The 23,151-nt window shown below is 71.9% G+C and carries 22 protein-coding genes and 1 tRNA gene; 8 read left to right on the top strand and 15 right to left on the bottom strand.

Features of this window, described 5'->3' with window-relative positions:
• Positions 1-136: 136 nt before the first annotated feature.
• Complete coding sequence (locus C2L59_RS42275; protein ID WP_103355208.1) at positions 137-1,912, bottom strand: serine/threonine-protein kinase; 1,776 nt, start codon at positions 1,910-1,912, stop codon at positions 137-139.
• Positions 1,913-2,031: 119 nt separating this feature from the next.
• Here C2L59_RS42275 and C2L59_RS42270 point away from each other — a divergent pair, with 119 nt between their 5' ends.
• Entirely contained in the window at positions 2,032-3,012 is a 981-nt protein-coding gene (locus tag C2L59_RS42270) for a metallophosphoesterase (protein ID WP_199199649.1), read from the top strand.
• 29 nt (positions 3,013-3,041) lie between these two features.
• Positions 3,042-3,115: transfer RNA gene (locus C2L59_RS42265), tRNA-Pro, on the top strand.
• Between the two features lie 140 nt (positions 3,116-3,255).
• Here C2L59_RS42265 and C2L59_RS42260 read toward each other — a convergent pair.
• Positions 3,256-4,029, bottom strand: coding sequence for a methyltransferase domain-containing protein (locus tag C2L59_RS42260; protein ID WP_103355207.1), 774 nt, complete (start codon positions 4,027-4,029; stop codon positions 3,256-3,258).
• 39 nt (positions 4,030-4,068) lie between these two features.
• Between C2L59_RS42260 and C2L59_RS42255 the strand changes: the two genes are divergently transcribed.
• Positions 4,069-5,919: a prolyl oligopeptidase family serine peptidase gene (locus C2L59_RS42255; protein WP_103355206.1), complete on the top strand. Its 1,851-nt coding sequence runs from the start codon at positions 4,069-4,071 to the stop codon at positions 5,917-5,919.
• A gap of 65 nt (positions 5,920-5,984) precedes the next feature.
• Here C2L59_RS42255 and C2L59_RS42250 read toward each other — a convergent pair whose 3' ends face one another.
• The 6 genes from C2L59_RS42250 to C2L59_RS42225 form a co-directional block, all read right to left on the bottom strand.
• Positions 5,985-6,170, bottom strand: a complete 186-nt coding sequence (locus C2L59_RS42250; RefSeq protein WP_103355205.1) for a tautomerase family protein — start codon at positions 6,168-6,170, stop codon at positions 5,985-5,987.
• Positions 6,171-6,180: 10 nt separating this feature from the next.
• Positions 6,181-6,807, bottom strand: coding sequence for a TIGR03085 family metal-binding protein (locus C2L59_RS42245; protein WP_103355204.1), 627 nt, complete (start codon positions 6,805-6,807; stop codon positions 6,181-6,183).
• 47 nt (positions 6,808-6,854) lie between these two features.
• Positions 6,855-8,243 (bottom strand): glutamate decarboxylase, encoded by a 1,389-nt coding sequence (locus tag C2L59_RS42240; RefSeq protein WP_103355266.1) that lies wholly within the window; start codon positions 8,241-8,243, stop codon positions 6,855-6,857.
• Between the two features lie 77 nt (positions 8,244-8,320).
• Positions 8,321-8,797 carry a Dps family protein gene (locus tag C2L59_RS42235; protein WP_103355203.1) on the bottom strand — a complete coding sequence of 159 codons (477 nt, stop codon included), beginning with the start codon at positions 8,795-8,797 and terminating at the stop codon, positions 8,321-8,323.
• 40 nt (positions 8,798-8,837) lie between these two features.
• Positions 8,838-9,200, bottom strand: coding sequence for an organic hydroperoxide resistance protein (locus tag C2L59_RS42230; RefSeq protein ID WP_370444829.1), 363 nt, complete (start codon positions 9,198-9,200; stop codon positions 8,838-8,840).
• Positions 9,201-9,382: 182 nt separating this feature from the next.
• Entirely contained in the window at positions 9,383-9,931 is a 549-nt protein-coding gene (locus tag C2L59_RS42225; RefSeq protein ID WP_103355202.1) for an NADPH-dependent FMN reductase, read from the bottom strand.
• Between the two features lie 151 nt (positions 9,932-10,082).
• On the opposite strand from C2L59_RS42225, the gene C2L59_RS42220 reads away from it, so the two are divergent.
• A complete protein-coding gene (locus C2L59_RS42220) occupies positions 10,083-11,189 on the top strand; it encodes an alpha/beta hydrolase (protein ID WP_103355201.1) in 1,107 nt (368 codons plus the stop codon).
• A 204-nt stretch (positions 11,190-11,393) separates the two neighbouring features.
• On the opposite strand, the gene C2L59_RS42215 is transcribed toward C2L59_RS42220, so the two are convergent.
• Complete coding sequence (locus C2L59_RS42215) at positions 11,394-11,912, bottom strand: TetR family transcriptional regulator (RefSeq protein ID WP_103355265.1); 519 nt, start codon at positions 11,910-11,912, stop codon at positions 11,394-11,396.
• Between the two features lie 61 nt (positions 11,913-11,973).
• On the bottom strand, positions 11,974-13,500 hold the full coding sequence (locus C2L59_RS42210; RefSeq protein ID WP_233223999.1) for a DHA2 family efflux MFS transporter permease subunit: 1,527 nt from the start codon (positions 13,498-13,500) through the stop codon (positions 11,974-11,976).
• Positions 13,501-13,682: 182 nt separating this feature from the next.
• Here C2L59_RS42210 and C2L59_RS42205 point away from each other — a divergent pair, with 182 nt between their 5' ends.
• Positions 13,683-14,825, top strand: a complete 1,143-nt coding sequence (locus C2L59_RS42205) for an MFS transporter (protein WP_103355264.1) — start codon at positions 13,683-13,685, stop codon at positions 14,823-14,825.
• 233 nt (positions 14,826-15,058) lie between these two features.
• On the opposite strand, the gene C2L59_RS42195 is transcribed toward C2L59_RS42205, so the two are convergent.
• On the bottom strand, positions 15,059-15,451 hold the full coding sequence (locus C2L59_RS42195; RefSeq protein ID WP_103355198.1) for a hypothetical protein: 393 nt from the start codon (positions 15,449-15,451) through the stop codon (positions 15,059-15,061).
• A gap of 16 nt (positions 15,452-15,467) precedes the next feature.
• On the bottom strand, positions 15,468-16,658 hold the full coding sequence (locus tag C2L59_RS42190) for an RtcB family protein (protein WP_103355197.1): 1,191 nt from the start codon (positions 16,656-16,658) through the stop codon (positions 15,468-15,470).
• A gap of 162 nt (positions 16,659-16,820) precedes the next feature.
• Between C2L59_RS42190 and C2L59_RS42185 the strand changes: the two genes are divergently transcribed.
• The gene (locus C2L59_RS42185) at positions 16,821-18,305 is read left to right on the top strand and encodes a M48 family metallopeptidase (protein WP_103355196.1); all 1,485 of its coding nucleotides are present in this window, start codon (positions 16,821-16,823) and stop codon (positions 18,303-18,305) included.
• 9 nt (positions 18,306-18,314) lie between these two features.
• Positions 18,315-19,415: a DUF4034 domain-containing protein gene (locus tag C2L59_RS42180; protein ID WP_103355195.1), complete on the top strand. Its 1,101-nt coding sequence runs from the start codon at positions 18,315-18,317 to the stop codon at positions 19,413-19,415.
• Between the two features lie 51 nt (positions 19,416-19,466).
• Here C2L59_RS42180 and C2L59_RS42175 read toward each other — a convergent pair whose 3' ends face one another.
• Both C2L59_RS42175 and C2L59_RS42170 read right to left on the bottom strand, forming a co-directional pair.
• On the bottom strand, positions 19,467-20,501 hold the full coding sequence (locus C2L59_RS42175; protein ID WP_103355194.1) for an aspartate-semialdehyde dehydrogenase: 1,035 nt from the start codon (positions 20,499-20,501) through the stop codon (positions 19,467-19,469).
• Entirely contained in the window at positions 20,501-21,766 is a 1,266-nt protein-coding gene (locus C2L59_RS42170; protein WP_103355193.1) for an aspartate kinase, read from the bottom strand. Before C2L59_RS42170 ends, C2L59_RS42175 begins: the two co-directional genes overlap by 1 nt.
• Before the next feature lie 228 nt (positions 21,767-21,994).
• Between C2L59_RS42170 and C2L59_RS42165 the strand changes: the two genes are divergently transcribed.
• Entirely contained in the window at positions 21,995-22,585 is a 591-nt protein-coding gene (locus C2L59_RS42165; RefSeq protein WP_233223998.1) for a nitroreductase family protein, read from the top strand.
• On the opposite strand, the gene C2L59_RS42160 is transcribed toward C2L59_RS42165, so the two are convergent.
• Positions 22,580-22,948 carry a hypothetical protein gene (locus C2L59_RS42160; RefSeq protein WP_103355191.1) on the bottom strand — a complete coding sequence of 123 codons (369 nt, stop codon included), beginning with the start codon at positions 22,946-22,948 and terminating at the stop codon, positions 22,580-22,582. The two genes, C2L59_RS42165 and C2L59_RS42160, sit on opposite strands and share 6 nt — an antisense overlap.
• Between the last annotated feature and the right edge of the window lie 203 nt (positions 22,949-23,151).

The raw sequence follows: 23,151 nt of genomic DNA, 5'->3' as shown, positions 1-23,151 counted from the left end.
TGTGGAACCCCCAGCGGATGACGACCGGCAGACGCTGCCGGTTTTGCCCCCTCTCCCGACGTATTCAGCCAGTTCCCCACCCGGCGATCAATCCGCTGCCCGGGTGATCACGGCGGGGACCAGCGCAAACGCCCGGTCAGCCCGCCGCCACCCGGGAGAGGATCTGCTCGTTCCACCAGTAGTAGAGGGAGTCGAGCCGGTCGTTGTCGGTGACCTTCGTGGAGAGCAGGACGCCGGCCAGCAGGCTCTGCCCGTCCGTCCACACGAGCTGGGCCGGGTCGCCGAGGAAGCACGTCAGGTAGTCGCCGGGCAGCGGGTTCGGCGTCTCCGCGCGGTAGTACGTGCCCCAGATCTTCGGCACCTTCTTCGGGCGGCACGCACCCTGGGCGTCGTTTCGGGTCAGGCCCTGCGTCTTGACGACGTCCTGGAAGTAGGCGTTCATCGAACCGGCGTCGGCGAAACGCAGGAACCGGGCGCCGGTCGGCTGTTGCAGGATGACGTTGCCGGAGCGGACGTCGCCGACCGTCGAGTCCGTGCACTCGACCGCGGACACGGCACCACCGGACGGCGCCGCGTCCCGGCAGGTCTCTCCTTTGTAGACCGCGGGGAGCCGGTCGTACAGCTTGGTGTCGTGCGGCGGCTTGGATTCCGAAGTGGACGGTGGCGGTTCCGTCGTGGGGGTTTCCGAGACCGGCTCGGAGCTGCGCACGTCGGTATTGGGCGTCGACGGCCCGGGGCCGGCCGTCTGGGTCGTCCGGTCCCGCGTCACGACGTAGGTGATCACGAGCGCCACCACGACGACTCCGGCCAGGGCGGCGCACAACGCGATCCACCGGTTCCGCTGCGACTTCGGCGGCCGCGGGGCGGTCGGCGGCGGTCCGGTGAACGGGCCGGTCGGCGGGCCGGTGAACGAGCCGGTCGGCGGGCCGGTGAACGGGCCGGTCGGCGGGCCGGTGAACGGACCGGTCGGCGGGCCGGTGAACGGGCCGGTCGGCGGACCCGGACGCGGCGCCGCCGGGATCGGCATCGGCCGCGGCGGGGTCATCGGGGCCGGGGTGCCGTGCGGCAGAGTCTTCTGCCAGGTCGGGAGGGGTGGCGCGGGCGCGGTCAGTGCCGCGCGCACGGCGTCGGCGAAGGCGCTCGCCGTCGGGTACCGGTCGGCCGGGCGCTTCGCCATGCCGCGCGCCACCACGGCGTCCAGGGCCGGCGGCAGACCCGGCCGCGCCTGGGACAGCACGGGCGGCGGCGCGGTCAGGTGCGCGCCCATCTGCGCGGCCGCGCCCTCGGCCGGGAACGGGCGGCGGCCGGTGAGGCATTCGAAGAACACGCACGCGAGCGCGTAGACGTCGACGAGCCCGGTGACCGGCGCGTCGCCGAAGCGTTCCGGCGCCATGTAGTCGAGGGTGCCGATCACGTTGCCGGTGCCGGTGATCGACGTGCCTTCGGCGGTCATCGACCGCGCGATGCCGAAGTCCACGAGGTACACGAAGTCCGCGTTCGTCACGAGCACGTTCGACGGCTTGACGTCCCGGTGGACCAGGCCGTCGGCGTGCGCGGCGTCGAGCGCGCCGGCGACCTGCGCCACGATGCCGGCGGCCCGCCCGGGCTCGAGCGGGCCGCTTCCGAGGAGCTCCTTGAGGTCGCGGCCTTCGACCAGGCGCATGTCGAGGTAGAGGCGGCCGTCGATCTCGCCGTAGGCGTGGATCGGGATCACGTGCGGTTCCCGCAGCCGCGCGACGATCTGCGACTCGCGGCGGAACCGCGCGCGGAAGGCTTCGTCGGCAACGAAGGGGTCGGACAACAGCTTCAGCGCGACGACGCGGTCGTGCGCGGTGTCGTAGGCGCGGTGAACCTCGCCCATGCCACCGCGGCCGAGCAGGCCCTCGATCCGGTACGGCCCGAACTGCTCCATCGTTCTCCCCAAGCCCCCCGGCTTGAACACCCTTCTCCGGGCCGACGCAAATGCTAAGCGGCAGGTTCCCCGGAACGGCGGCGAAGTCATCCAACTGTTGAGCACGTATCCTGGACTTCGTGAGCACGCTCAGTAACACACGCACGTCGGGGGCGACGGCCGCGCGCCTCGCCGCGGGGACGCTGGCGCTCGGCGCCGCGACCCTGGGTTACGCCGTCGGCATCGAACGGCGCCGCTGGACCCTCCGCACCGCCGAACTGCCGGTGCTGGCGCCGGGGTCCCGGCCGTTCACCATCCTGCACGTCTCGGACCTGCACATGCTGCCCGGCCACCAGAGCAAGCAGCGCTGGGTCGCCGCGCTCGACGAGCTGAACCCGGACCTCGTGGTCAACACCGGCGACAACCTGTCGCACCGGACGGCCGTCCCGGCCGTGCTGCGTGCGCTGGGCCCGCTGCTCGACCGGCCCGGCGTGTTCGTCTTCGGGAGCAACGACTACTACGCGCCCAAGCCGAAGAACCCGGCCCGCTACCTGATGCCGCGGGGCAAGAAGAAGCGCATCCACGGCGTCCAGCTGCCGTGGCGCGACCTGCGCGCGGCGTTCGTCGAGCACGGCTGGACCGACCTGACGCACGTCCGCCGCACGATCGACGTCGGCGGCCAGCGCGTCTTCGCGGCCGGCGTCGACGACCCGCACCTGCGCCGAGACCGCTACGCCGACATCGCGGGCCCGGCCGACAGCGGCGCGGCCGTCCGCCTCGGCGTGACGCACTCGCCGGAGCCGCGGGTCCTGGACACGTTCGCCACGGACGGTTACGACCTCGTCCTCGCGGGCCACACCCACGGCGGCCAGCTCCGGCTCCCGGGTTACGGCGCCCTGGTCACCAACTGTGACCTGGATCGCAGCCGTGCGCGCGGGGCGTCCCGGTGGGGTGCGCACATGTGGCTGCACGTCTCGGCCGGCTTGGGGACGTCACCGTGGGCACCGGCCCGGTTCGCGTGCCCGCCGGAAGCGAGCCTGTTGACGCTGGTCCCGCGCGGATCGGGGTCGTCGGAACCGCATAAGTCGGCCCCCCGAAAAGCCCGCGACACCGTCCGCTAGACTTCTCCACGACCCGTTAAGCAGTACCTCGGGGTGTGGCGCAGCTTGGTAGCGTGCCTCGTTCGGGTCGAGGAGGTCGTGGGTTCGAATCCCGCCACCCCGACGAGTAGGTCCTTGGGGGCCGCGTGTTCGCAGCTTGCGCGAACCTACGCGGCCCCCTCGGTATTTTCCGGGGTCGAACCCCCAGACCCCCGCCAGGAGGCTTCGCCGCCCTGGACCCCCTGCGCCGCCGCGCGTTCTCGTTCAACCTCGCGTAGCGGTCACCTCGACCCAGCACTGGCTGAAGTCCCCGTCGCCGCCGCGGGTCCACACCACAGCCGACCGAGCCGCGCTCGCCAGCTGGTCGCGGTCGCGGGCGAAGGCCGGGTCCGTGATCGCCGCGCCGAGCCGCGACTCGACGTACCTCGCCAGGTCGCGGTAGCTCATGTCTTCGCGGTACTTCGCCCGCGAAGCCACCTCCGTGAAGCCCGCCCGGGCGCACTCCTCCGCGATGTTCCGGCCGGCGAACGGGTTGCCGCCCGCGCGGCGGCGCAGGAGGTGGTGGCCGCGCAGGGCCGCGTCGACGTTCGCCGTCTTCGGGCGCAGCCTCGCCTTGCTCCAGTCCGATGTGGACAGGGCCAGGCGGCCGCCCGGCCGGAGCACCCGGTGCAGTTCGGCCAAGGCGTCCGCGGGCCGGGACAGGTGCTCGAACAACGCGTGCGAGAACGCCACGTCCACACTGCCGTCCGCGAACGGCAGGTCGTAGGCCGAGGCCACCAGGAAGTCCACTGTGGATCGTCCGGCGCGGCGGGCCGCCTCCCGGGCCATCGCCACCTGACCCGCGTCGCGGTCGACGCCCGTCACGCGGGACTCCGCGGCCAGGCCGAGCGTGATCGAGCCCGGCCCGCAGCCCAGGTCGACCACCCACATGCCCGGCCGGAACAGCGGCAGGGCGAACGTCGCCCGCTCGGCTGCCGTGCGCGCGGACAGCATCGACACCGCGTCTCGCCCGTAGCCCGGCGCGTAACCCTCCAGCACCCCGCACACAGTACGGCCAGAAGGTGGCAGGATCGAGGGGTGAGCACGCAGTCAGCCAACCAATATCCGCCCGCGGTGGTCCCGGACCGGCTGTTCGACGACGCCGAAGCCGAAGCCCGCTGGCGCGCCCGCTTCCACGCCCCGCGCATCTCCGTGCCGGAGTGGGCCCGCGACGCCCCCGACGCATGCGTCTACGTCTCCAACGCCAGCGGCGTCTGGGAGGTCTACGCCTGGAACCGCGCGACCGACGAGCACCGCCGCGTCACCGACCGGCCCAACGGCACCATGCACGCGACACCGTCCCCGGACGGCGAGTGGATCTGGTGGTTCGACGACACCGACGGCGACGAGTTCGGCTCCTGGGTGCGCGAGCCGTTCGCCGCGACCGAGGGCAGCAAGCCGGAGAAGGCCGTCCCGGACGTCCACGACGGCTACCCGGCCGGCCTCGAGATCGGCACCCGGCTGGTCGCGGTCGGCGTCTCGACCGACGACGGCAGCGAGCTGTTCGCCCGGATCGGCGGCGAGACGCGCCGCTTCTACAGCCACCCGGACGACGCCGGCATCGCGTCCCTCTCCCGCGACGAGAGCCTGATCGCGATCTCGCACTCCGAGCACGGTGACTCGCGCCACCCGGCGCTGCGGGTGCTCGCGACCGACGGGTTCGGGACCGTCGCCGAGCTGTGGGACGGCGAGGGCAAGGGCCTGTCCGCGCTGGAGTTCTCGCCGCTGGCCGGCGACCAGCGCCTGCTGGTGCTGCACGAACGCCGGGGCCGCGAAGAGCTGCTCGTCTGGGACGTCCGCGCCGGCACCGAGACCGAGATCGAGCTCGGCCTGCCCGGCGAGGTGGTCGCGGGCTGGTACCCGGACGCGCGCGCCCTGCTCGTCGTCCACTTCCACGAGGGCCGCAGTTCCTTGTACCGCTACAACCTCGACACGGCGGAATTGTCCTCTGTGGACACCCCGGCGGGCCGGATCGGCGGGGCGGGCGTCCGGCCGGACGGCACGGTCGAGTACTCGTGGTCCAGCGCCGCCGAGCCGACGGCGGTCCGGGCGCGGACGTCCGACGGCACGGATTCGGTGCTGCTCGAACCGCCGGGCGAGCGCGCGCCGGGTTCGGAGCCGGTGACCGACGCGTTCGTCGAAGGCGTCGGCGGCCGGATCCACGCGCTCGTCTCGCGGCCTTCGAACGCGCCGGACGGCCCGCTGCCGACGGTGTTCTCCCTGCACGGCGGCCCGCACGCGGCGGACGAGGACCGCTTCTCGGCTTATCGGGCGACCTGGCTCGACGCCGGGTTCGCCGTGGTCGAGGTCAACTACCGCGGCTCGACCGGCTACGGCTCGGCCTGGCGCGACGCCATCGAGGGCCGGCCCGGCCTGACCGAGCTGGAGGACGTCGCCGCGGTCCACGACTGGGCCGTCCAGAGTGGACTGACCGACCCGGGCAAGTGCGTGGTCAACGGCGCTTCGTGGGGCGGCTACCTGTCGCTGCTCGCCCTCGGCACGCAGCCGTCGCGGTGGGCGGCGGGCGTCGCCGGGGTGCCGGTGGCGGACTACGTCGCGGCGTACGAGGACGAGATGGAGCAGCTGCGCTCGTTCGACCGCGCGCTCTTCGGCGGCTCGCCGGAGGACGTGCCCGCGGTGTACCGGGAGTGTTCGCCGATCACGTACGTCGACGCCGTGACGGCGCCGGTGCTCGTGCTGGCCGGCGACAACGACCCGCGCTGCCCGATCCGCCAGATCGAGAACTACCTCGGCCGGCTCGGCCACCGCGACCTGCACCACGAGTTCTACCGCTACGACGCGGGCCACGGCTCGCTGGTAATCGCCGAGACGATCAAGCAGACGGCGATCGAGGTCCACTTCGCGCTGCGGGCCCTCGGCCTGCGCTGACCCGAAGCGGCACTTTCACGTGAAAGCTCCCTCCCGGAGGCGGCACTTTCACGTGAAAGTGCCGCTCAGCGTTCGGAGTACAGGACGCCGCCGCTGGCCCAGTGGTCGGCGCCGATCTCGACCAGCGTGACCTGGACGCCCTCGGGCTTGCCGCCGCAGGTGCGGACGAAGGCGTCGGTCAGCTCCCGGACCAGGGCGCTCTTCTGGGCCGGGGTGCGGCCGGGGAACATGGAAACGCTGATCATCGGCATGGGACGCAGCCTAGAGCCCCCGGTTCACCGTCTGAAGCTTGGTGACGGCGGCGGCGTCGCCCTCGAACTCGATGCGGACCGCGTCCCGCCCGAAGACGAACAGCAGGAGATCGACCGGCGCCCCGATGACGGTCACCGGATCGGGCCCGGTCTTGACGGCGGCTTCGCGGCCGTCCGGCGTCTTGAGCGTCACGCCGACGGGCGACTTGCGAAGGTTCAGCTTCGCGGCCTGCGTGGCCGACCGCCAGGCGGCGGCGTCCCGGGTGGGGTCGGCGGGCCGCGGCTCCCAGCCGTTCTGCGCGCGCCGGACGTCCTCGTGGTGGACGAGGAATTCGGCGGTGTTGGTGAGCTCGTCGAGCGGGCCGATGGCGGTGGGCCAGAACTTCGCCGGCCCCCGCCGTACCTGCTCGACCAAGCTCGCCCACGGTTTCGCGGCGTAGCGATCCTGGACTTTCCGCGTGTACCCGGCGAGCGCGGGCACGAGGATCCCGGGAGCGGCATCGGCCCGGTGCTCCCGCACGACGAGGTGCGCGGCGAGATCCCGCGTGGTCCAGCCCTCGCACAAGGTCGGCGCATCGGGCCCGAGGTCATCGAAGAGCGCACCAAGCGCCCGGCGTTCGTCAGCAGCGACACCCATGGCATCGACGCTACCCGCCGGTAGCGGCGGTGGCGACGGGATGTGAGCTAGTGGTGGAACGCCGTCGCCTTTGCGGGGTCCTTCGGGCGGCCACCCAGTTCCTCCAGCTCCGGCAGCACCCGCCGCAGGTCGGCCAGCAGGAGGTCCGCCAGGTCGTGCGTGAAGCCGTTGCGGACCACGATTCGCAACACCGCCAGGTCCGTCCGGTTCTCCGGGAACGTGTACGCCGGCACCAGCCAGCCCCGCTCGCGCAGCCTTCGTGACACGTCGAAGACGTCGAAGCCCGCGTCCTCGCGGGTGGTGAACGCGAACACCGGCAGCTGGTCGCCGCGGGTCAGCAGGGAGAACGGGCCGAGCTCCGCGATTCCCGATGACAGGTGCAGCGCGACGTCACGGGAAGCTTGCTGCACCGCCCGGAAACCCGATCGCCCCAGGCGGACGAACGTGTAGTACTGGGCCGCGACCTCTGCTCCCGGGCGGGAGAAGTTCAGCGCGAACGTCGGCATGTCGCCGCCCAGGTAGTTCACGTTGAACACCAGCTCGGCCGGCAGGGCCGCCTTGTTGCGCCAGATCACCCAGCCCACGCCCGGGTACACCAGGCCGTACTTGTGGCCCGACGTGTTGATCGACGCCACGCGCGGCAGGCGGAAGTCCCACTTCAGGTCCGGGTCGAGGAACGGGGCGATCATGGCGCCCGACGCGCCGTCGACGTGCACCGGGATGTCCCAGCCGGTCCGTCCCTGCAGCGCGTCCAGGGCCGCCGTGATCTCCGCGACCGGCTCGTAGCTGCCGTCGAACGTCGAGCCCAGGATCGCCACCACGCCGATCGTGTTCTCGTCGCAGCGGGCCACCGCTTCGTCCGCCGTGAGGTGGTAGCGGTCGCCCTCCATCGGGACCAGGCGGGGCTCGACCTCCCAGTACTCGCAGAACTTCTCCCAGCACACCTGGACGTTCGCGCCCATCACCAGGTTCGGCTTGCCGGTGCGCCCGAGCGCGGCCCAGCGCCGCTTCAACGCCATCCCGGCGAGCATGCACGCCTCCGACGACCCCGTCGTCGAGCAGCCCATGATGTCCGCGGGGTCGGGCGCGTGCCACAGGTCGGCGAGGATGTTCACGCAGCGGCGCTCGAGCTCGGCCGTCTGCGGGTACTCGTCCTTGTCGATCATGTTCTTGTCGACGCACTCGGCCATCAGCTCGCGCGCCTGCGGCTCCATCCACGTCGTGACGAACGTGGCGAGGTTGAGCCGCGCGTTGCCGTCGAGCATCAGCTCGTCGCGCACCAGCTGCAGGGCGGTGTCCGGCGGCAGCGAGTCGTCGCGCAGCTTCTCGTGCGGCATGACGAAACCCGCCGCGAGCGCCGGGTTCGCGCCGGCGTAGAGCGGGTTCGTCCCGGCCGTGCGGTCCGGGCGATCGGCTTTCCCCTGATGCAAGACCATGCCACCGAACGTACTCATACGCACCGACGAAAAAGGGCCGCTCCGCCGGAGAACGGCCCTTTCGTGGCGAAAAAAGGTCAGGCCTGCTGGGCCTGCCACATCCAGTGCGCCTCTTCCAGCGCGCGGGTGATCTCGATCAGCAGGTCCTGCGTGACGAGGTCGCTCTTGTCGGTCTCGTCGATGCGCTGGCGCAGCCGCTCGATGAGGGCCGCGAGGATGTCGACGATCGCGGCGACCGTGGACTCCACGGACTGCCAGTTGTCGGGGTACTCCGGCACGCCCGAGCTCTCGACGACGGTCTTCGCCTTGCCGTTCGGCGAGATGCCGATGGCGTTGGCGCGCTCGGCCACCTCGTCGACGTACTGGCGCGCGGTGGTCACGAGCTCGTCGAGCTGCAGGTGGGCGCTGCGGAAGTTCGAGCCGACGACGTTCCAGTGCGCCTGCTTCGCGATCAGGGACAGGTCGACCAGGTCGACCAGGGTCGCCTGCAGGGCGTTGCCGGTGATCTCCTTGTCGGCCTCGGAAAGCGGGCTCTTGATCGGAGACTTGCTCATCTCTGGTGATCCTTTCCTCGGACTCGTGCGGGCTGGGGGGTCAGACAGTGGCGGAGAGCGCGACCTCGATGTTGCCGCGGGTCGCGTTGGAGTAGGGGCACACCTGGTGCGCCTGCTCGACGAGCTGGTCGGCCTGGGCCTGGTCGAGGCCCGGCAGCGAGACGTTCAGCGCGACGCCGAGGCCGAACCCGACCTCCTGCTTGAGCACGCTGACCTCCGCGGTGACGGTCGAGCCGTTCAGCGGCACCTTCGCCTGGCGCGCGACCAGCTGCAGGGCGCTGTGGAAGCAGGCCGAGTAGCCCGCGGCGAACAGCTGCTCGGGGTTGGTCTTGTCCCCGCCGGGGCCGCCCATCTCCTTGGGGATGGCCAGCGACTCGTCGATCACGCCGTCGGACGACGTCACTTCGCCGTTCCGCCCGTCGCCACCGCCGTGTAGATCGCCTGACCCATGCTCAGCCTGCCTTCCGTCGCGGACGCTCCACAGCGAGCGTCTCACTGGGCACAACATCCCGCAGCCGCGGAACAGTGCCCCCACATGGCAGGCGTCACGTGGACTGACTTACCCGGGCGCCGCCGGGCGAAACGTCATGCGGCGCGTGTCACGGCGAATTCGGCGACCTGCCGCCCGATCAGGCGAAGGGTGCGGACGCTCTTCTCGTCCGACGCGCCGCCGCCTTCGTCGAACTTGGTCTCGGCCGAGTTGATCGAGCCACCCAGCGGGGTGGCCCAGCCGCGCAGGGCGTGCGTGATCGTGCGGAGCTGTTCGAGCGTGGTCACCGCAGCCTGCCAGCCGTACGCGACGGCGGCCAGGCCGACCGCGCGGCCGTCGAGGTACGGACGGCGGTCTTCGCGCAGGTCCTCGACGTAGTCCAAGGCGTTCTTGACCAGGCCGGACAGGGCGCCGTGGTACCCGGGCGAGACGACGATGAGCCCGTCGGCCGCCCGGATGGCCTCGATGAGCCGGGTGGCGCGCTCGTCGCGCTCGGGGACGCCGGCGTCGTAGAAGGGCAGGACGAGTTCCGGGCCGGGGATCAGCCGGGTCCGGACGCCCACCTCCGCGGCGCCGTCGAGCGCGATCTGCAGCGCGCGTTCGGACTGGGAGCCCTCACGCAGAGAGCCGCCGATCCCGAGCACGTTGATCGTCCTGGCTGAAGTCACGTTTTCCAGGCTAACCCCTCTACTTAACTGGAGGACCAGACTCTGGGACCGAGGCGCCGGTCACAGCTGGACCTGTTACCTACCGGCAAGTAACCTCCGGAGCAGTCCCGACGCTGTTGGAGGAACCATGGCGATCCCGCTCCCGGTCCGCGCCCAGGCGGCCGCGTCGCAGCTCGCGTTCTGGCTGCCCACGCCGGTGCGGCGGGCGGTCGCGGGCCGCCCGGTCCGCATCGACGGCCAGGACCTCGCGCTCGACGCCCAGCTGCTGCTCCGGCTGCAGAAGATCGCCCGCGCGGAGCTGGTGCGCGGCTCGGTCGAGCGGTCCCGCGCCCTGCTCGACCAGGGCCGGCACCTGGTCAGCGGCCGGCCGATCGAGCCGGTTTCGGTGCGCGAGCTCGCCATCCCGGCCCCCGACACGGATGGATCAGCGAAGCGGAGCTTCTCCGTTGAGGGTGGCGGCGGGGGCATGGATGGACTGCCGGCGACGCTCTACACGCCGGTCGGGCTGCCGGAGAAGTCGCCGCTGCTGGTGTTCTTCCACGGCGGCGGCTGGGTGATCGGCACCCGCTCGAGCCACGACAACGCGGTGCGGTTCCTGGCCAAGCACGCCGGGGTGCGGGTGCTGTCGATCGAGTACCGCCTGGCCCCGGAGTTCCCGTTCCCGGCGGCGACGGAGGACGCGCTGGCGGCGTTCGAATACGCGGTGGCGAAGGCGGGTGACCTGGGCGCGGACCCGGCCCGCATCGCGGTCGGCGGCGACAGCGCAGGCGGCAACCTCGCCGCGGTGACGGCCCAGCAGGCACTGCGCCGCGGCGGCCCGGTACCGGCGTTCCAGCTGCTGATCTACCCGGCGACGGACTTCGCGCGGCGCTACCGCTCGCAGGACCTGTTCGCCGAGGACCTGTTCCTGACCGACGTGCACATGAAGTGGTTCGAGCGGCATTACGTGCCGGAGGGCACGGACCTGACGGATCCGCGCCTTTCCCCGCTGCACGCGGAGGACCTGAGCGGCCTGCCGCCGGCGCTGGTCGTCACGGCGGGCTTCGACCCGTTGCGCGACGAAGGTGAGGCGTACGCGGAGAAGCTCGCCGAAGCGGGGGTGGATGTCGCGCTGCGGCGGCAGGAGGACCTGATCCACGGGTTCATCAACTTCACCGGGGTGGGGACGCGGTTCCGCGAGGCGGTGTCGGAGATGGCGGGCGCGCTGCGGCAGGGACTGTCCAAAGTGCACTGACGGCGCCGGTGGGCGGGTTCCGCGGTGCTCCGGCGATGTGCGGCGGCCGTGGTCGGCGGGACAGGGCGGCCGCAGCGGGCGGTCGCGGCGGCCGGGCGCTCGCAGCGGACGGTCGCGGCGGCCGGGCCATGCGCGGGGCGGCCCCCGCCGGGCGGGTCGGTGAGCGGTTCGCGGCCCGGCGGGCCGTACGCGCGGCGCGCACCCTCACAACGGCAGGCCGGCCTCCAGGTGGGCGACCGCCCGGTCGACCACCACCAGCGGGTCGGCGTCGGGGTCCCCCGCGGCCCCGACGAACGCCGCCATCACCACGCCGACCACCGCGCCGGCCCAGTTTCGCGCCTCGAAGTCGTCCGCGGACCGGCCGGTGCGGCGCGCGGCGAGGCTCGCCAGCAGGTCGATGCCCTCGGCGAACTTGTCCATCACCGCGGTCCGCAGCTCCGGCTCCCGGAACACCAGCAACTGGCGCTGCCGCTCGTCCTCCCACGCGTCGGCGGGGATCTGCTCGCGGATGAAGCCCATCGTCGCCCGCAGCGCGCCGATCGGGCTCAGCTCGGGGGCCTGCGCCAGTGCCGCTTCGATGAGCACCGGGTCGAACGGGTCGTAGAGCACCGTGGCTTCCTTCGTCGGGAAGTACCGGAAGAAGGTGCTGGGCGAGATCTCCGCCGCGGCCGCGATCTGGTCCACCGTCGTCGCGCTGTAGCCCTGCTCGTGGAACAGCCGCAACGCGTGCCGCTGGATCGCGGCGCGCGTCCGGGCCTTCTTCCGTTCCCGCAGCCCCGTGGGCTCAGATGGCGACGACGTCATGCTCCGATTCTCGCGGCAGCGCCCCCGCGCCTGCCCGGCCGGGCAGGAACAGCAGCGCGAGCAGCGCGCCCACGACGCCCAGACCGGCGCACACCCACAGCGTCCCGGCCATCCCATCGGTGAACGCGGCCCGCGCGGAGGCGGCCAGCGCGGGCCGGTGGAGCTGCCCCGCCACGGCGACGGCGGCCGACGCGCTGCCGCGGACCGCGTCGGCGACCGGCGCGGGCAGCCCCCGCACGTCGACGCCGTCGCGGTAACCGCTGTTCAGCACCGTGCCCAGCACCGCGACGCCGATCGTGCCGCCGACCTGGCGCAACGCCTGGATCAGCGCCGATCCGGCGCCCGAGCGGCCCTCGGTGAGCGCGCCCATCGCCATCGTCATCAGCGGCGGCAGCGTCGAACCGGTGCCGAGCCCGATGACGATCTCCCAGCCCACGGTGGCGCCGTAGCCGTCGGAGGGCGACGTCGTCGAGCCCCACGCCAGCCCGGCCGCGAGCAGGACGAACCCGGCCGTGACGACCACGCGCACGCCGAGGACGGCGACCAGCCGCTCGGCGAGCTTCGCCGCGACGAGCATCCCGCCGATCAGCGGCAGCAGCCGCACGCCGGTCGGCAGGGCGTCGGCGCCCTGCACCGCCTGGAACAGCTGCGGGAGCACGAACAACAGGCCCATCAGCGCGAAGGACGCCACCGTGGCCAGCACCGCACCCCAGGCGAACCGCGGTTCGCGGAACAACGCCAGGTCAGTGAGGGGCGCGGCCACCCGCGTCTGCGTCCAGCAGAACACCGCCAGCAGGACGGCGCCGAGCGCGACCAGGCCGTAGGTCACCGGGTCGGCCCAGCCGTGTTCGCCGGCGTGGACGAACCCGTAGGTGAGCGCGACCAGGCCGGCCGTCGAGAGCGCGATGCCGGTGAAGTCGATCGCGCCGCGCCCGGCACCGCGCGTCAGCGGCAGGAGGAACAGCACCGCGACCACGCCGGCCGCGGTCAGCGGGACGTTGATCAGGAACACCGAGCCCCACGCGAAGTGGTCGAGCAGCCAGCCGCCGAGCAGCGGCCCGAGCGGGATGCCGGCGAACATGGCCATCACCCACGTCGTCAGCGCCTTCGCCCGCTCCTCCGGCGGGAACAGGATGTTCAGCAGCGAGAGCGAGAGCGGGATGAGGAACGCAGCGCCGACACCGAGCCCGGCCCGGGCCGCGATCAGCTCGCCCGGCGACCCGGCGTAGGCGCACCACAGCGAGGCCAGCCCGAACACGACGAGGGCGCCGAGCAGCAGTTTCTTCGGGCCGAAGCGGTCGCCGGACAGGCCGGCCGGCAGCAGCAACGCGGCCAGCGAGAGCGTGTAGGCGTTACCGAACCACTGCAGCTGCGTGGTCGTGGCGCCGAGGTCGACGGCCAGGGTCGGCATGGCCACGTTGAGCACGGTCAGGTCGAGCCCGATGGTCAGCAGGCTCACCGCGAGCGCACCGAGCGCCCACCACCTGCGCGGATAGGTTTGCGTCATAGCGACCCCCAATTGGTAGTGACTACCAAGAGAGAGTAGCTCTCAGAATTTCTGGGCGCCAGGGCACGGCCGCGGAAATATGTTGCACGCGCGTACCACCTTGGGTTCTCATCGAAGGCGTGCCACTGCAGCCCTACCGCCGGGTGCTCTCCGTCCCCCGCGTCCCCTCGACGATGGCCCTGATGTTCCTGGCGCGCCTCCCGATGACCATGAACGGCGTGCTCATGACGCTGTACATCGTCACCGGGCTCGGCCGCGGCTACGGGGCCGCCGGCCTGGTCGGCGGCGGCGTCACCCTCGGGATGGCGCTCGGCGCGCCGCTGCTGGGCCGCTGCTTCGACCGGTACGGGCTGCGCCCGGTCGTCGCGGTGTGCGGGATCGGCACGACGGTGTTCTGGGTCGCCGCGCCGCACCTGCCGTTCGCGGCCCTCGCCGTCGTCGCGCTGCCGGCCGGGATGCTTTCGGTGCCGGCGGGCTCGCTGGCCCGGCAGGTCCTGGCCACGCTCGTGCCGCTTTCGGAGCGCCGCGCGGCCTATTCGCTCGACACCATCTCGATCGAAGCGACGTTCATGATCGGCCCCGCGGCGGGCATCGCGGCCATCACGGCGTTCTCCCCGATGTGGACGCTCACCGCGCTCGGCCTGCTGTTCGGCGGTACGGCGTTCCTGATCTGGCTGGTCGACCCGCCGATCCGCGAAGCGGTCCTCGACGAGCCGGACGCGCCGGGCACCCGGCCGCCGCTGCGCAGCTGGCTGACCGGCCGGCTCGTGGCGACCCTGCTGATCGCGGCCGGCACGTTGTTCGTGCTGGTGGGCACCGAGCTGGCGACGCTGGCGGTGCTGCGCGCGCACGGCGACCTCGGCGTGACGGGACTGGTCATCGCGGTGATGTGCGCGGCCTCGATCCTCGGCGGCATCGTGCACGGCGCGGTGAAGCGGTCGCTGCCGCAGGGCGTGCTGATGCTGCTGCTCGCGCTGCTGGTGATCCCGGTGGGCCTGGCGGACCAGCCGTGGTGGCTGCTGATGCTGGTCCTGATCCCGACGAACCTGCCGTGCGCCCCGACCCTGGCCGCGACGACCGAGACGGTCAGCCGGATCGCCCCACCCCAGGTCCGCGGCGAGGCCATGGGCCTGCAGGACGCGTTCACCCGCATGGGCCTGGCCCTGGGCGGCCCGGTGGTCGGCTTCGCGATCGACCACTCGACCCCGGCCTGGGGCTTCGCGGCGGCGGGCCTCGGCGGCCTGGTGATCGCCTCGGCGGGCTTGCTGCGGCGCCGCTCACCCGCGCCGGCCCCGGAACCGGCGCTGGCCGAAAGCCGCAGCTAGCGCCGGGTAAGCACGACCGGCTCCCTTCCCCGGCCCGGCCCGAGCGCCCCAATGTGGCGTTGGTTGCGTCCGACGCAACCAATGTGGCGTTGGTTGCGTCCCACGCACCCAATGTGGCGTTCGGTGCGTCCCACGCACCCAATGTGGCGTTCGGTGCGTCCGACGCACCCAATGTGGCGTTCGGTGCATCCAACGCACCGAACGCCACATTGGGGTGCTTCCGGGGCCGCGGCTCAGCTGCAGGCGGCGCGCAGGGCGTCGAGCTTCGTGACGTTGCGCTGTACCCACCCGGCCACCACGCCGGCGTCCTCGATGCGTTCCTTCTGCACCTCGACGTACGAGCCCGCCATGCCGAGCAGCGCGTTCTTCACGTCCTGGTCCTGGACGTTCCCGGCCAGCTCGCGCAGCCGCCGTTCCTTGTCGGCGGCTCGGGCCTTGAGCTTGGCCGGGTCGACCAGGGGGTTCAGGTCCGCGAGGCCGAGGGCCTCGGTGCACGCGCTCACCTTGTCCGCCGTCCGGCTCCCCTGGTCGACCGCGTTGCCGACCTCGGCGCACCCGCTCAGCAGTACCGCCGAGGCCAGTGCCGCCGAGGTCAGCAGCGCAGCCGTGATTCCACCCCTCGTCATGGCGCCAAGGTACCGCTCAGCCCTTGACGCAGACCACCTGCTTGAGGTGCGCCACCACCTCGACCAGGTCCGTCTGCGCGCGGATCACCGAATCGATGTCCTTGTACGCCGCCGGGATCTCGTCGACCACGCCGGAGTCCTTGCGGCACTCCACACCCGCCGTCTGGGCCGCGAGGTCGTCGGCGGTGAACAGCTTCTTCGCCTTGTTCCGCGACATCCGGCGGCCCGCGCCGTGCGACGCCGACCGGAACGACGAGTCGTTGCCCAGCCCGCGGACGATGTACGACCCCGTTCCCATGCTGCCCGGGATGATCCCGAGATCACCCGATCCGGCGCGGATCGCGCCCTTCCGGGTGACGAGCAGCTCGACGCCGTCGTAGGTCTCCTCGGCGACGTAGTTGTGGTGGCACGAGATCGCGTCGTCGAACGTCGTGCCCGGCACGACCTCCGCCAGCGCCAGCTTCACGAGCGCGACCATCGTCGCGCGGTTGCGCGCCGCGTAGTCCTGCGCCCAGAACAGGTCGCGCCGGTACGCCTGCATCTCCGGCGTGCCGGCGACGAACACCGCGAGGTCGGGATCGGGCAGGTCGGCGTTGTGCGGCAGCTTCCGGGCGACCGCCATGTGCCGCTCGGCCAGCTCCTTGCCGATGTTGCGCGAACCCGAGTGCAGCATCAGCCAGACCCGGCCCTCGTCGGCGCCGCCCTGCTCGAGGCAGACCTCGATGAAGTGGTTGCCGCCGCCGAGGCTGCCGATCTGCCGCGCGGCGCGGTCGTGCAGCTCCTGGACGCCGGCGTGCAGCTCGGCGAACTGCTTCCAGAACGCGTCCCAGCCACCCACGCCGTGCACCTTGGCCGGGTTCACCGGCGTCTTGTGCAGCCCGAAGCCGACCGGCACGGCGCTCTCGATGCGCCGGCGCAGCTTGCCGAGGTCGTCCGGCAGGTCCTTCGCGGTGAGGGACGTCCGGACGGCGCTCATCCCGCAGCCGATGTCCACGCCGACCGCAGCTGGCGAGACGGCGTCGCGCATCGCGATGACGCTGCCGACGGTCGCGCCCTTGCCGTAGTGGACGTCGGGCATCACGGCGACGCCGTGCACCCACGGCAGGTTCGCGACGTTGTGCAGCTGCCGCATGGCCTGGTCTTCGACGGACGCGGGGTCCGCCCACATCCGGATCGGGACGCGGGCGCCGTCGACAGCGGTGTACATGGTTCCTCCCCTTGACTCGCTTGCGGTGCACAGGTTCCCCCAGCCGCAACCAAAACACCAACGCGATTTCTTCGTGAGCAAAAAGAAATCCGCGGCGGCGATCACTCGGGCAGAATGAGCCGACCGTCCGGGGAGGGACGGCACGGGGAGGATCGATCCATTGTGAAGACGTCGTGGCGCGCGCTCGTCGCGGTCGCCCTGCTCGCCGGGTTCCCGGCGCTGGTGTTCCTGGTCGTCGGCGGCCTGGCCGTGACCGAGTACTACTTCTTCCGGCACCACTCCGGCATCTTGGCGATCAAGCTCGCCGTCGTCGCGGTGCCGATGTCGTACGCCCTGCTCAAGGCCCTGTTCGTGATCGAACGGACGCGCGGGGACGCCGTGCCCGGCGTCGCGGCGACGCGGGCGGAGGAGCCCGCGCTGTGGGCGCTGGTCGAGGAGCTGGCCGCCGCGGTCGGCACCCGGCCCCCGGACACGATCACGCTGGTCAGCGAGGTCAACGCCGGCGTCCGCGAGCGCACCGGCTGGCTCGGCCTGCGGGTCCGCCGGCGCGAGATGTTCATCGGCGCGCAGCTGCTCGCCGGGCTGCGCCACGACCAGCTGTGCGCACTGCTCGGGCACGAACTCGGGCACTACAGCAACCACGACACGCGGCTGGCCGGGCTGACCTACCGCGGCCGCCGGTCGATCGAGCGGGCGCTGGCCGGCCTGGGTGGCGACGGCTGGTTCAAGGGCCTGGTCCGCAGGCTGTTCGTCCTCTACGCGAAGCTCTACTTCGCGGTGTCCGCCGCGGTCTGCCGCCGTCAGGAGCTCGCCGCCGACGCCGCCGCGGCCCGCGTCGCCGGCACCGCGGCGATGACCGGCGTGCTGCGCGAGGTCGAAGTCCTCGACGTCGCCTGGGACTTCTACTTCGACCGCTATGTCGCCATCGGCTGGGACGCCGGCTACCTGCCGGACCGGCTGGCCGGCGGGTTCACGGCGCTGCTCGCCGACGAAACCCGCGCCGGTGAGTTCGACCGCGTCCGGTGGGACCCACCGGCCAAAGAGGACTCCCGGTACGCCACGCACCCGCCGACGCCGGACCGGATCGCGGCGCTCGATGCGCTGCCGGCGGTGCCGGGACGGCCCGGCGGCGGCCACCCGGCGAGCGAGATCCTCCGCGACCCGGCCACGACGCTGGAGGCGGCGATAGCCTCCGACCTGTCGGACAAGGCGAAGGCCAAGCGGCGCACGAACTGGGACCGGCTGGTCGACCTCGGCGTCCGGCACACCGTCACCCGCGAGGCGGCCCGGATCCTGGGCCCGGGCGGGACGATCGCGCAGGCCCTCGACCGCATCGACGCCGGCCGTGGGGCCGACCTGGCCGATCCGGAACGCAAGCCGCCGGCGTCGGCCGGTCCCCGGGCCCAGCGCGAGTTCGCCGCCCCTTCGGTCCGCGAGCGGCTGTCCACTGTGGTCCAGGCGTACCTCGCGGAAGCCGAGGTGGCGCACTGGAAGCTGTCCTGGTCCGGACCACCCGAATTCGTCGTCGCCGCACCGCACGACCGCGAGCTGACCGCGGCCCTCGACGCCGCGGCGGCGGCCGACCACGACACGGCGCCGCTGCGCCGCCTGCTGGCCGCCACCGGCGTGCTGCCCGTTCGTTCCTGAGGAGGAACCGTGTTGTCGTTGTTCAACTCCAAGCGGCGCAAGGCCGCCGTCGCGCTGGTCAAGGCGGCCCGGGCCCGCGGGATGACCGTCGAGGAGTACGCGAAGACGCTCTCCCGTGACGAGCTCGCGCAGTTCGTCCCCCAGGACGACAAGCCGAAGTCCGAGCTGCTGGACGTCACCCGGTGGGGGCTGCCGGCGGGCCAGGAGGTGTCGGCGGCGCCGTTCATCGCCGACGCCCGCGTCGCCGACGCCGTCACGGCCTACCGCGCCGGTGACTGGCGGCCGGCCGCCGCGCTGCTGACCGACCTGGGCACCGACTGGGACCGCCGCGCCTTCGCCGTGCAGCAGCTCGGGGACGCCGCCGCGGACGACGACGCTCCGCTGAAGGAGTGGCTGGCGTCCGGGAGCGCGGACGCGGCCGTCGTCAACGCCCAGGGTCTGGTCGCGCTGGCCTGGCAGATCCGCACGAGGGCCACCCCCGAGCACGTCTCCGAGGAGCAGTGGGCGGGGTTCTTCCGGGTGCTCGAGGACGCCGAAGCGGCAACGCGCGCCGCGGTCGACGCCGTGCCGGAGGACCCCACCCCGTGGTGCACGATGCTCATGGTCGCGCGCGGACGGCAGTACGACAACGACGGCTTCCGCGCGGTATGGGCGGAGCTCGTGGCCCGGGACCCGCTCCACCGCGCCGCTCACGAACAGGCACTGCAGTACTGGTGCGCCAAGTGGTTCGGCTCGCACGAGCAGATGTTCGCCTTCGCCGACGAGGCCGCGGCGAAGGCCCCGAAGCTCGCGGGCCTGGCCCTCGTCGCCGCGCACGAAGCGGAAGACAAGGGCGTCGAGGCGTGGCAGAGCGAACGGACTCAGCGCGCGCTCGACGTCGTCGTGCCTTGGCTGGCCGGCGAGGGCCGGGACCACCCCGCGAACCTGCGTGACCGCGCCTACGCGGCCAAGGCGCTCGTGGTGAACGGCCGGTGCGACGAAGCCGTCGAGCAGTTCAAGGTGCTCGGCACGCACGCGGACGCGCTGGTCTGGGCCTACGGCGGCAAGCCGGTCCACGAGTTCGTCAAGACGCGCTACCTCGCCTGCCACGGCTCGACCACCCGGCCGTGACCGCGCGAAGGCCCCGCGCCGCTTGCGGTGCGGGGCCTTCGGCGTGGGTCGTCAGAGCTGCTGGGCCACCAGCTCGGCGATCTGCACGGCGTTGAGTGCCGCGCCCTTGCGCAGGTTGTCGTTGGAGATGAACAGCGCCAGCCCGTTCTCGGTGCTCTGGTCGACGCGGATGCGGCCGACGTAGCTCGGGTCGTTGCCCGCCGCCTGCAGCGGGGTCGGCACCTCGGAGAGCTCGACGCCCGGCGCGTGGGTCAGCAGTTCCGTTGCGCGCTCGACGGTCAGGGACCGCTCGAACTGGGCGTTCACCGAGATCGAGTGCCCGGAGAAGACCGGCACGCGCACGCAGGTGCACGACACCGCCAGCCCCGGGATGCTCAGGATCTTGCGGCTCTCGTTGCGGAACTTCTTCTCTTCGTCCGTCTCCAGCTCGCCGTCGTCCACAATGGACCCCGCCATCGGCAGGACGTTGAACGCGATCGGCCGGACGTACTTCTCCGGCTTCGGGAAGTCGATCGCCGCGCCGTCGTGCGTCAGCAGCGACGCGTGGTCCGCGGCCGCCTTCACCTGGCCGGCCAGCTCGTCGACGCCGGCCAGCCCGCTGCCGGACACCGCCTGGTAGGTCGAGGCGACCAGCCGGACCAGCCCGGCCTCGTCGTGCAGCGGCTTCAGCACCGGCATCGCGGCCATCGTGGTGCAGTTGGGGTTCGCGATGATCCCCCTGCCACTGAGTTTGATTGCCTCGGGGTTGACCTCGCTGACGACCAGCGGCACGTCCGGGTCCATCCGGAACGCCGAGGAGTTGTCGATCACCGTGGCACCGGCCGCCGCGAACCGCGGGGCCTGCGCCTTCGACGTCGAGCCGCCCGCGGAGAACAGCGCGATGTCCAAACCGGACAGATCCGCCGTCGAAGCGTCCTCGACCGTGATTTCGGTGTCCCGCCAGGGAAGCTTCGACCCCGCCGAGCGCGCCGAAGCGAAGTACCGGAGCTCGGCGATCGGGAACTCCCGTTCCGCCAGCAGCTTGCGCATCACCGCGCCGACCTGGCCGGTCGCGCCGACCACCCCGACCCGCAGCCCGTCCGCCATCAGCGACCACTCCCCGCGTAGACGACGGCTTCTTCGTCGCCGCCGAGTTCGAACGCCTCGTGGATCGCGCGCACGGCCTCGTCGAGCTGCGCGTCCCGGATCAGCACCGAGATGCGGATCTCCGAGGTGTTGATGATTTCGATGTTGACGCCGGCCTGGGCGAGCGCCTCACAGAACGTCGCCGTGACACCCGGGTGCGAGCGCATCCCGGCGCCCACCAGCGACACCTTGCCGACGTGGTCGTCGTAGAGGACCGACTCGAAGCCGATCTCCGCCTTGACCTTCTCCAGCTCCTTGACGGCCTTGGCGCCGTTGGCCTTCGACAGCGTGAACGTGATGTCCGTGCGGCCGGAGACGGTGCTGGACACGTTCTGCAGCACCATGTCGATGTCGATCTCGGCGTCGGCGATCACGCGGAAGATCCGGGCCGCGGCACCGGTGTGGTCCGGCACCCCGGTCACCGTGATCTTGGCTTCGGAGCGGTCGTGCGCCACACCGGTGATCAGGGCTTGTTCCACGGGGATCTCCTCGATAGAACCGGTCACCGTGGTGCCCGGCTTGTCGCTGTAGGAAGAACGGACTCGGATCGGGACGCCGTAGCGGCGCGCGTACTCGACCGAACGCAGGTGCAGGATCTTCGACCCGCTCGCGGCGAGCTCGAGCATTTCCTCGTACGTGACGGTGTCGAGCTTGCGCGCGTCCGGCACCACCCGCGGGTCCGACGTGTACACACCGTCCACATCGGAGTAGATCTCGCAGACGTCGGCGTTCAGCGCGGCGGCGAGCGCGACGGCGGTGGTGTCCGAGCCGCCGCGGCCCAGCGTGGTGATGTCCTTGGTGTCCTGCGCGACGCCCTGGAAGCCCGCCACGAGCGCGATGTACCCCTGCTCGAGGGCCTCGGTGACCCGGCTCGGGGTGACGTCGATGATGCGCGCGTTGCCGTGCACGGACGTGGTCACGACGCCGGCCTGCGAGCCGGTGAACGACCACGCCTCGGCGCCCTGGGCCGCGATGGCCATCGCGACCAGCGAGTTCGAGATGCGCTCACCGGCGGTGAGCAGCATGTCCATTTCCCGCTCCGGCGGCGCCGGGTTGACCTGCTGCGCCAGGTCGAGCAGCTCGTCCGTGGTGTCACCCATGGCCGAGCAGACGACGACGACGTCGTTGCCCGCCTTCTTGGTCGCGACGATCCGTTCCGCCACGCGCTTGATCCGGTCGGCACTTTCCAGCGACGATCCGCCGTACTTCTGGACCACGAGGGCCACGCCCGAACCTCCTCGCGGGCCGGGCGGCTCCCTGGTGGGCACCGGAGAGCCCCCGCGTCCCATGATTTGACCAGGAGCCTACCGGGGCCCGGGCGCCCCGCCACCCTCTTGACGTGGGGCGCACCCGTCCGGCGGGTGCCCAGGAAGTAAATCTTCCGCGATGCCAACGGAATGCGCGGAGCCCTTCCTCCCGAGTGATGCACAGCACTCGGAGGTACCGTCTTGATCGTGCGGAAACCAGCTGTGACGAGCGTCCCGATCGCAACCCTGATGGCGGAACGGTGGAGCCCGCGGGCCTACGACGCTTCCGCGACGGTCACCGACGAGCAGGTGCGGGCGCTGCTGGAGGCGGCCCGCTGGGCGCCGTCGTTCGGCAACACGCAGCCGGCCCGCTACCTGGTGGGCGTGCGGGGCACACCATCGTTCGACGCGATCCTTTCGACGCTGAATTCGGGCAACCGGGCGTGGGCGCACCGGGCGAGCCTGCTGCTGGTCGGCGTGCTGGTGACGACCAACTCGAAGGGGGACGTCCCGTACGCCGAGTACGGGCTGGGGCTGGCGTCGGAGAACCTGGTGCTGCAGGCGGTGGAGCTGGGGTTGATCGCGCACCAGATGGCGGGGTTCTCACCCGAAGCGGTTCGTTCTTCCTTCAGCCTGCCGGAGGACGCGGTGCCGAAGGTGGCGATCGCGGTGGGGTCGGCGGCGTCACCGGAGGTGCTGGAGGAGGACTGGCGGATCGAGCGCGAGAAGGCCGACCGGGTGCGGCTGCCGCTCGATGAGTTCGCGTTCACCGACGAGTGGGGCAAGCCGGCGCTATGACGCGCCGCCCACCCGGCGGATCACCTTCGCCAGGATCCCGGACACTACGAGCCAGAAGATCGCCGCGATCCCGTAGTTCACCAGCACGCGCAGCTTCTCGTCACTCGGTGTGAACAGGTCGCTGAACCCCAGCGCCAGGCTGTCCGCCCAGGACTTCACGAACGAGACGATGCCGTTCGCCGGGTTCGCCGAGCCCACCGTGAAGATCACGTGGATCACCAGGATCGCCGCGAAGATCAGCCCCACCCAGCGGACGATCGAGGCCACCAGCGCGGCCACCCGGCCGCCGGTCTGGCGCCAGTCGACGGCGGCGCGGCGCGAAACGCGCGTGTCCTCCGATGACGACTCTGCGTGCTCACCCATGCCCGCAGTTTCGCACGGGAAGGGGCCGATTGCTACCCGCTGGTAACACGATCGGCGGACTGGACGTAACAGTTCCGTCGCGGCCCGGCTTCCCTCGGACGGCTTCGCCTGGTTATGGTGGGGCCGTGGCGCGTGCTCTCCTGCTTCGCTGCCGCGACGGGGCCTGACCGGACCGGCTCCCCGTCGCGGGGCTTCGTGGTGCC

This window comes from Amycolatopsis sp. CA-128772 (assembly GCF_002904295.1).
Classification (GTDB): domain Bacteria; phylum Actinomycetota; class Actinomycetes; order Mycobacteriales; family Pseudonocardiaceae; genus Amycolatopsis.
This window is presented reverse-complemented; position numbering and strand designations above follow the sequence as displayed.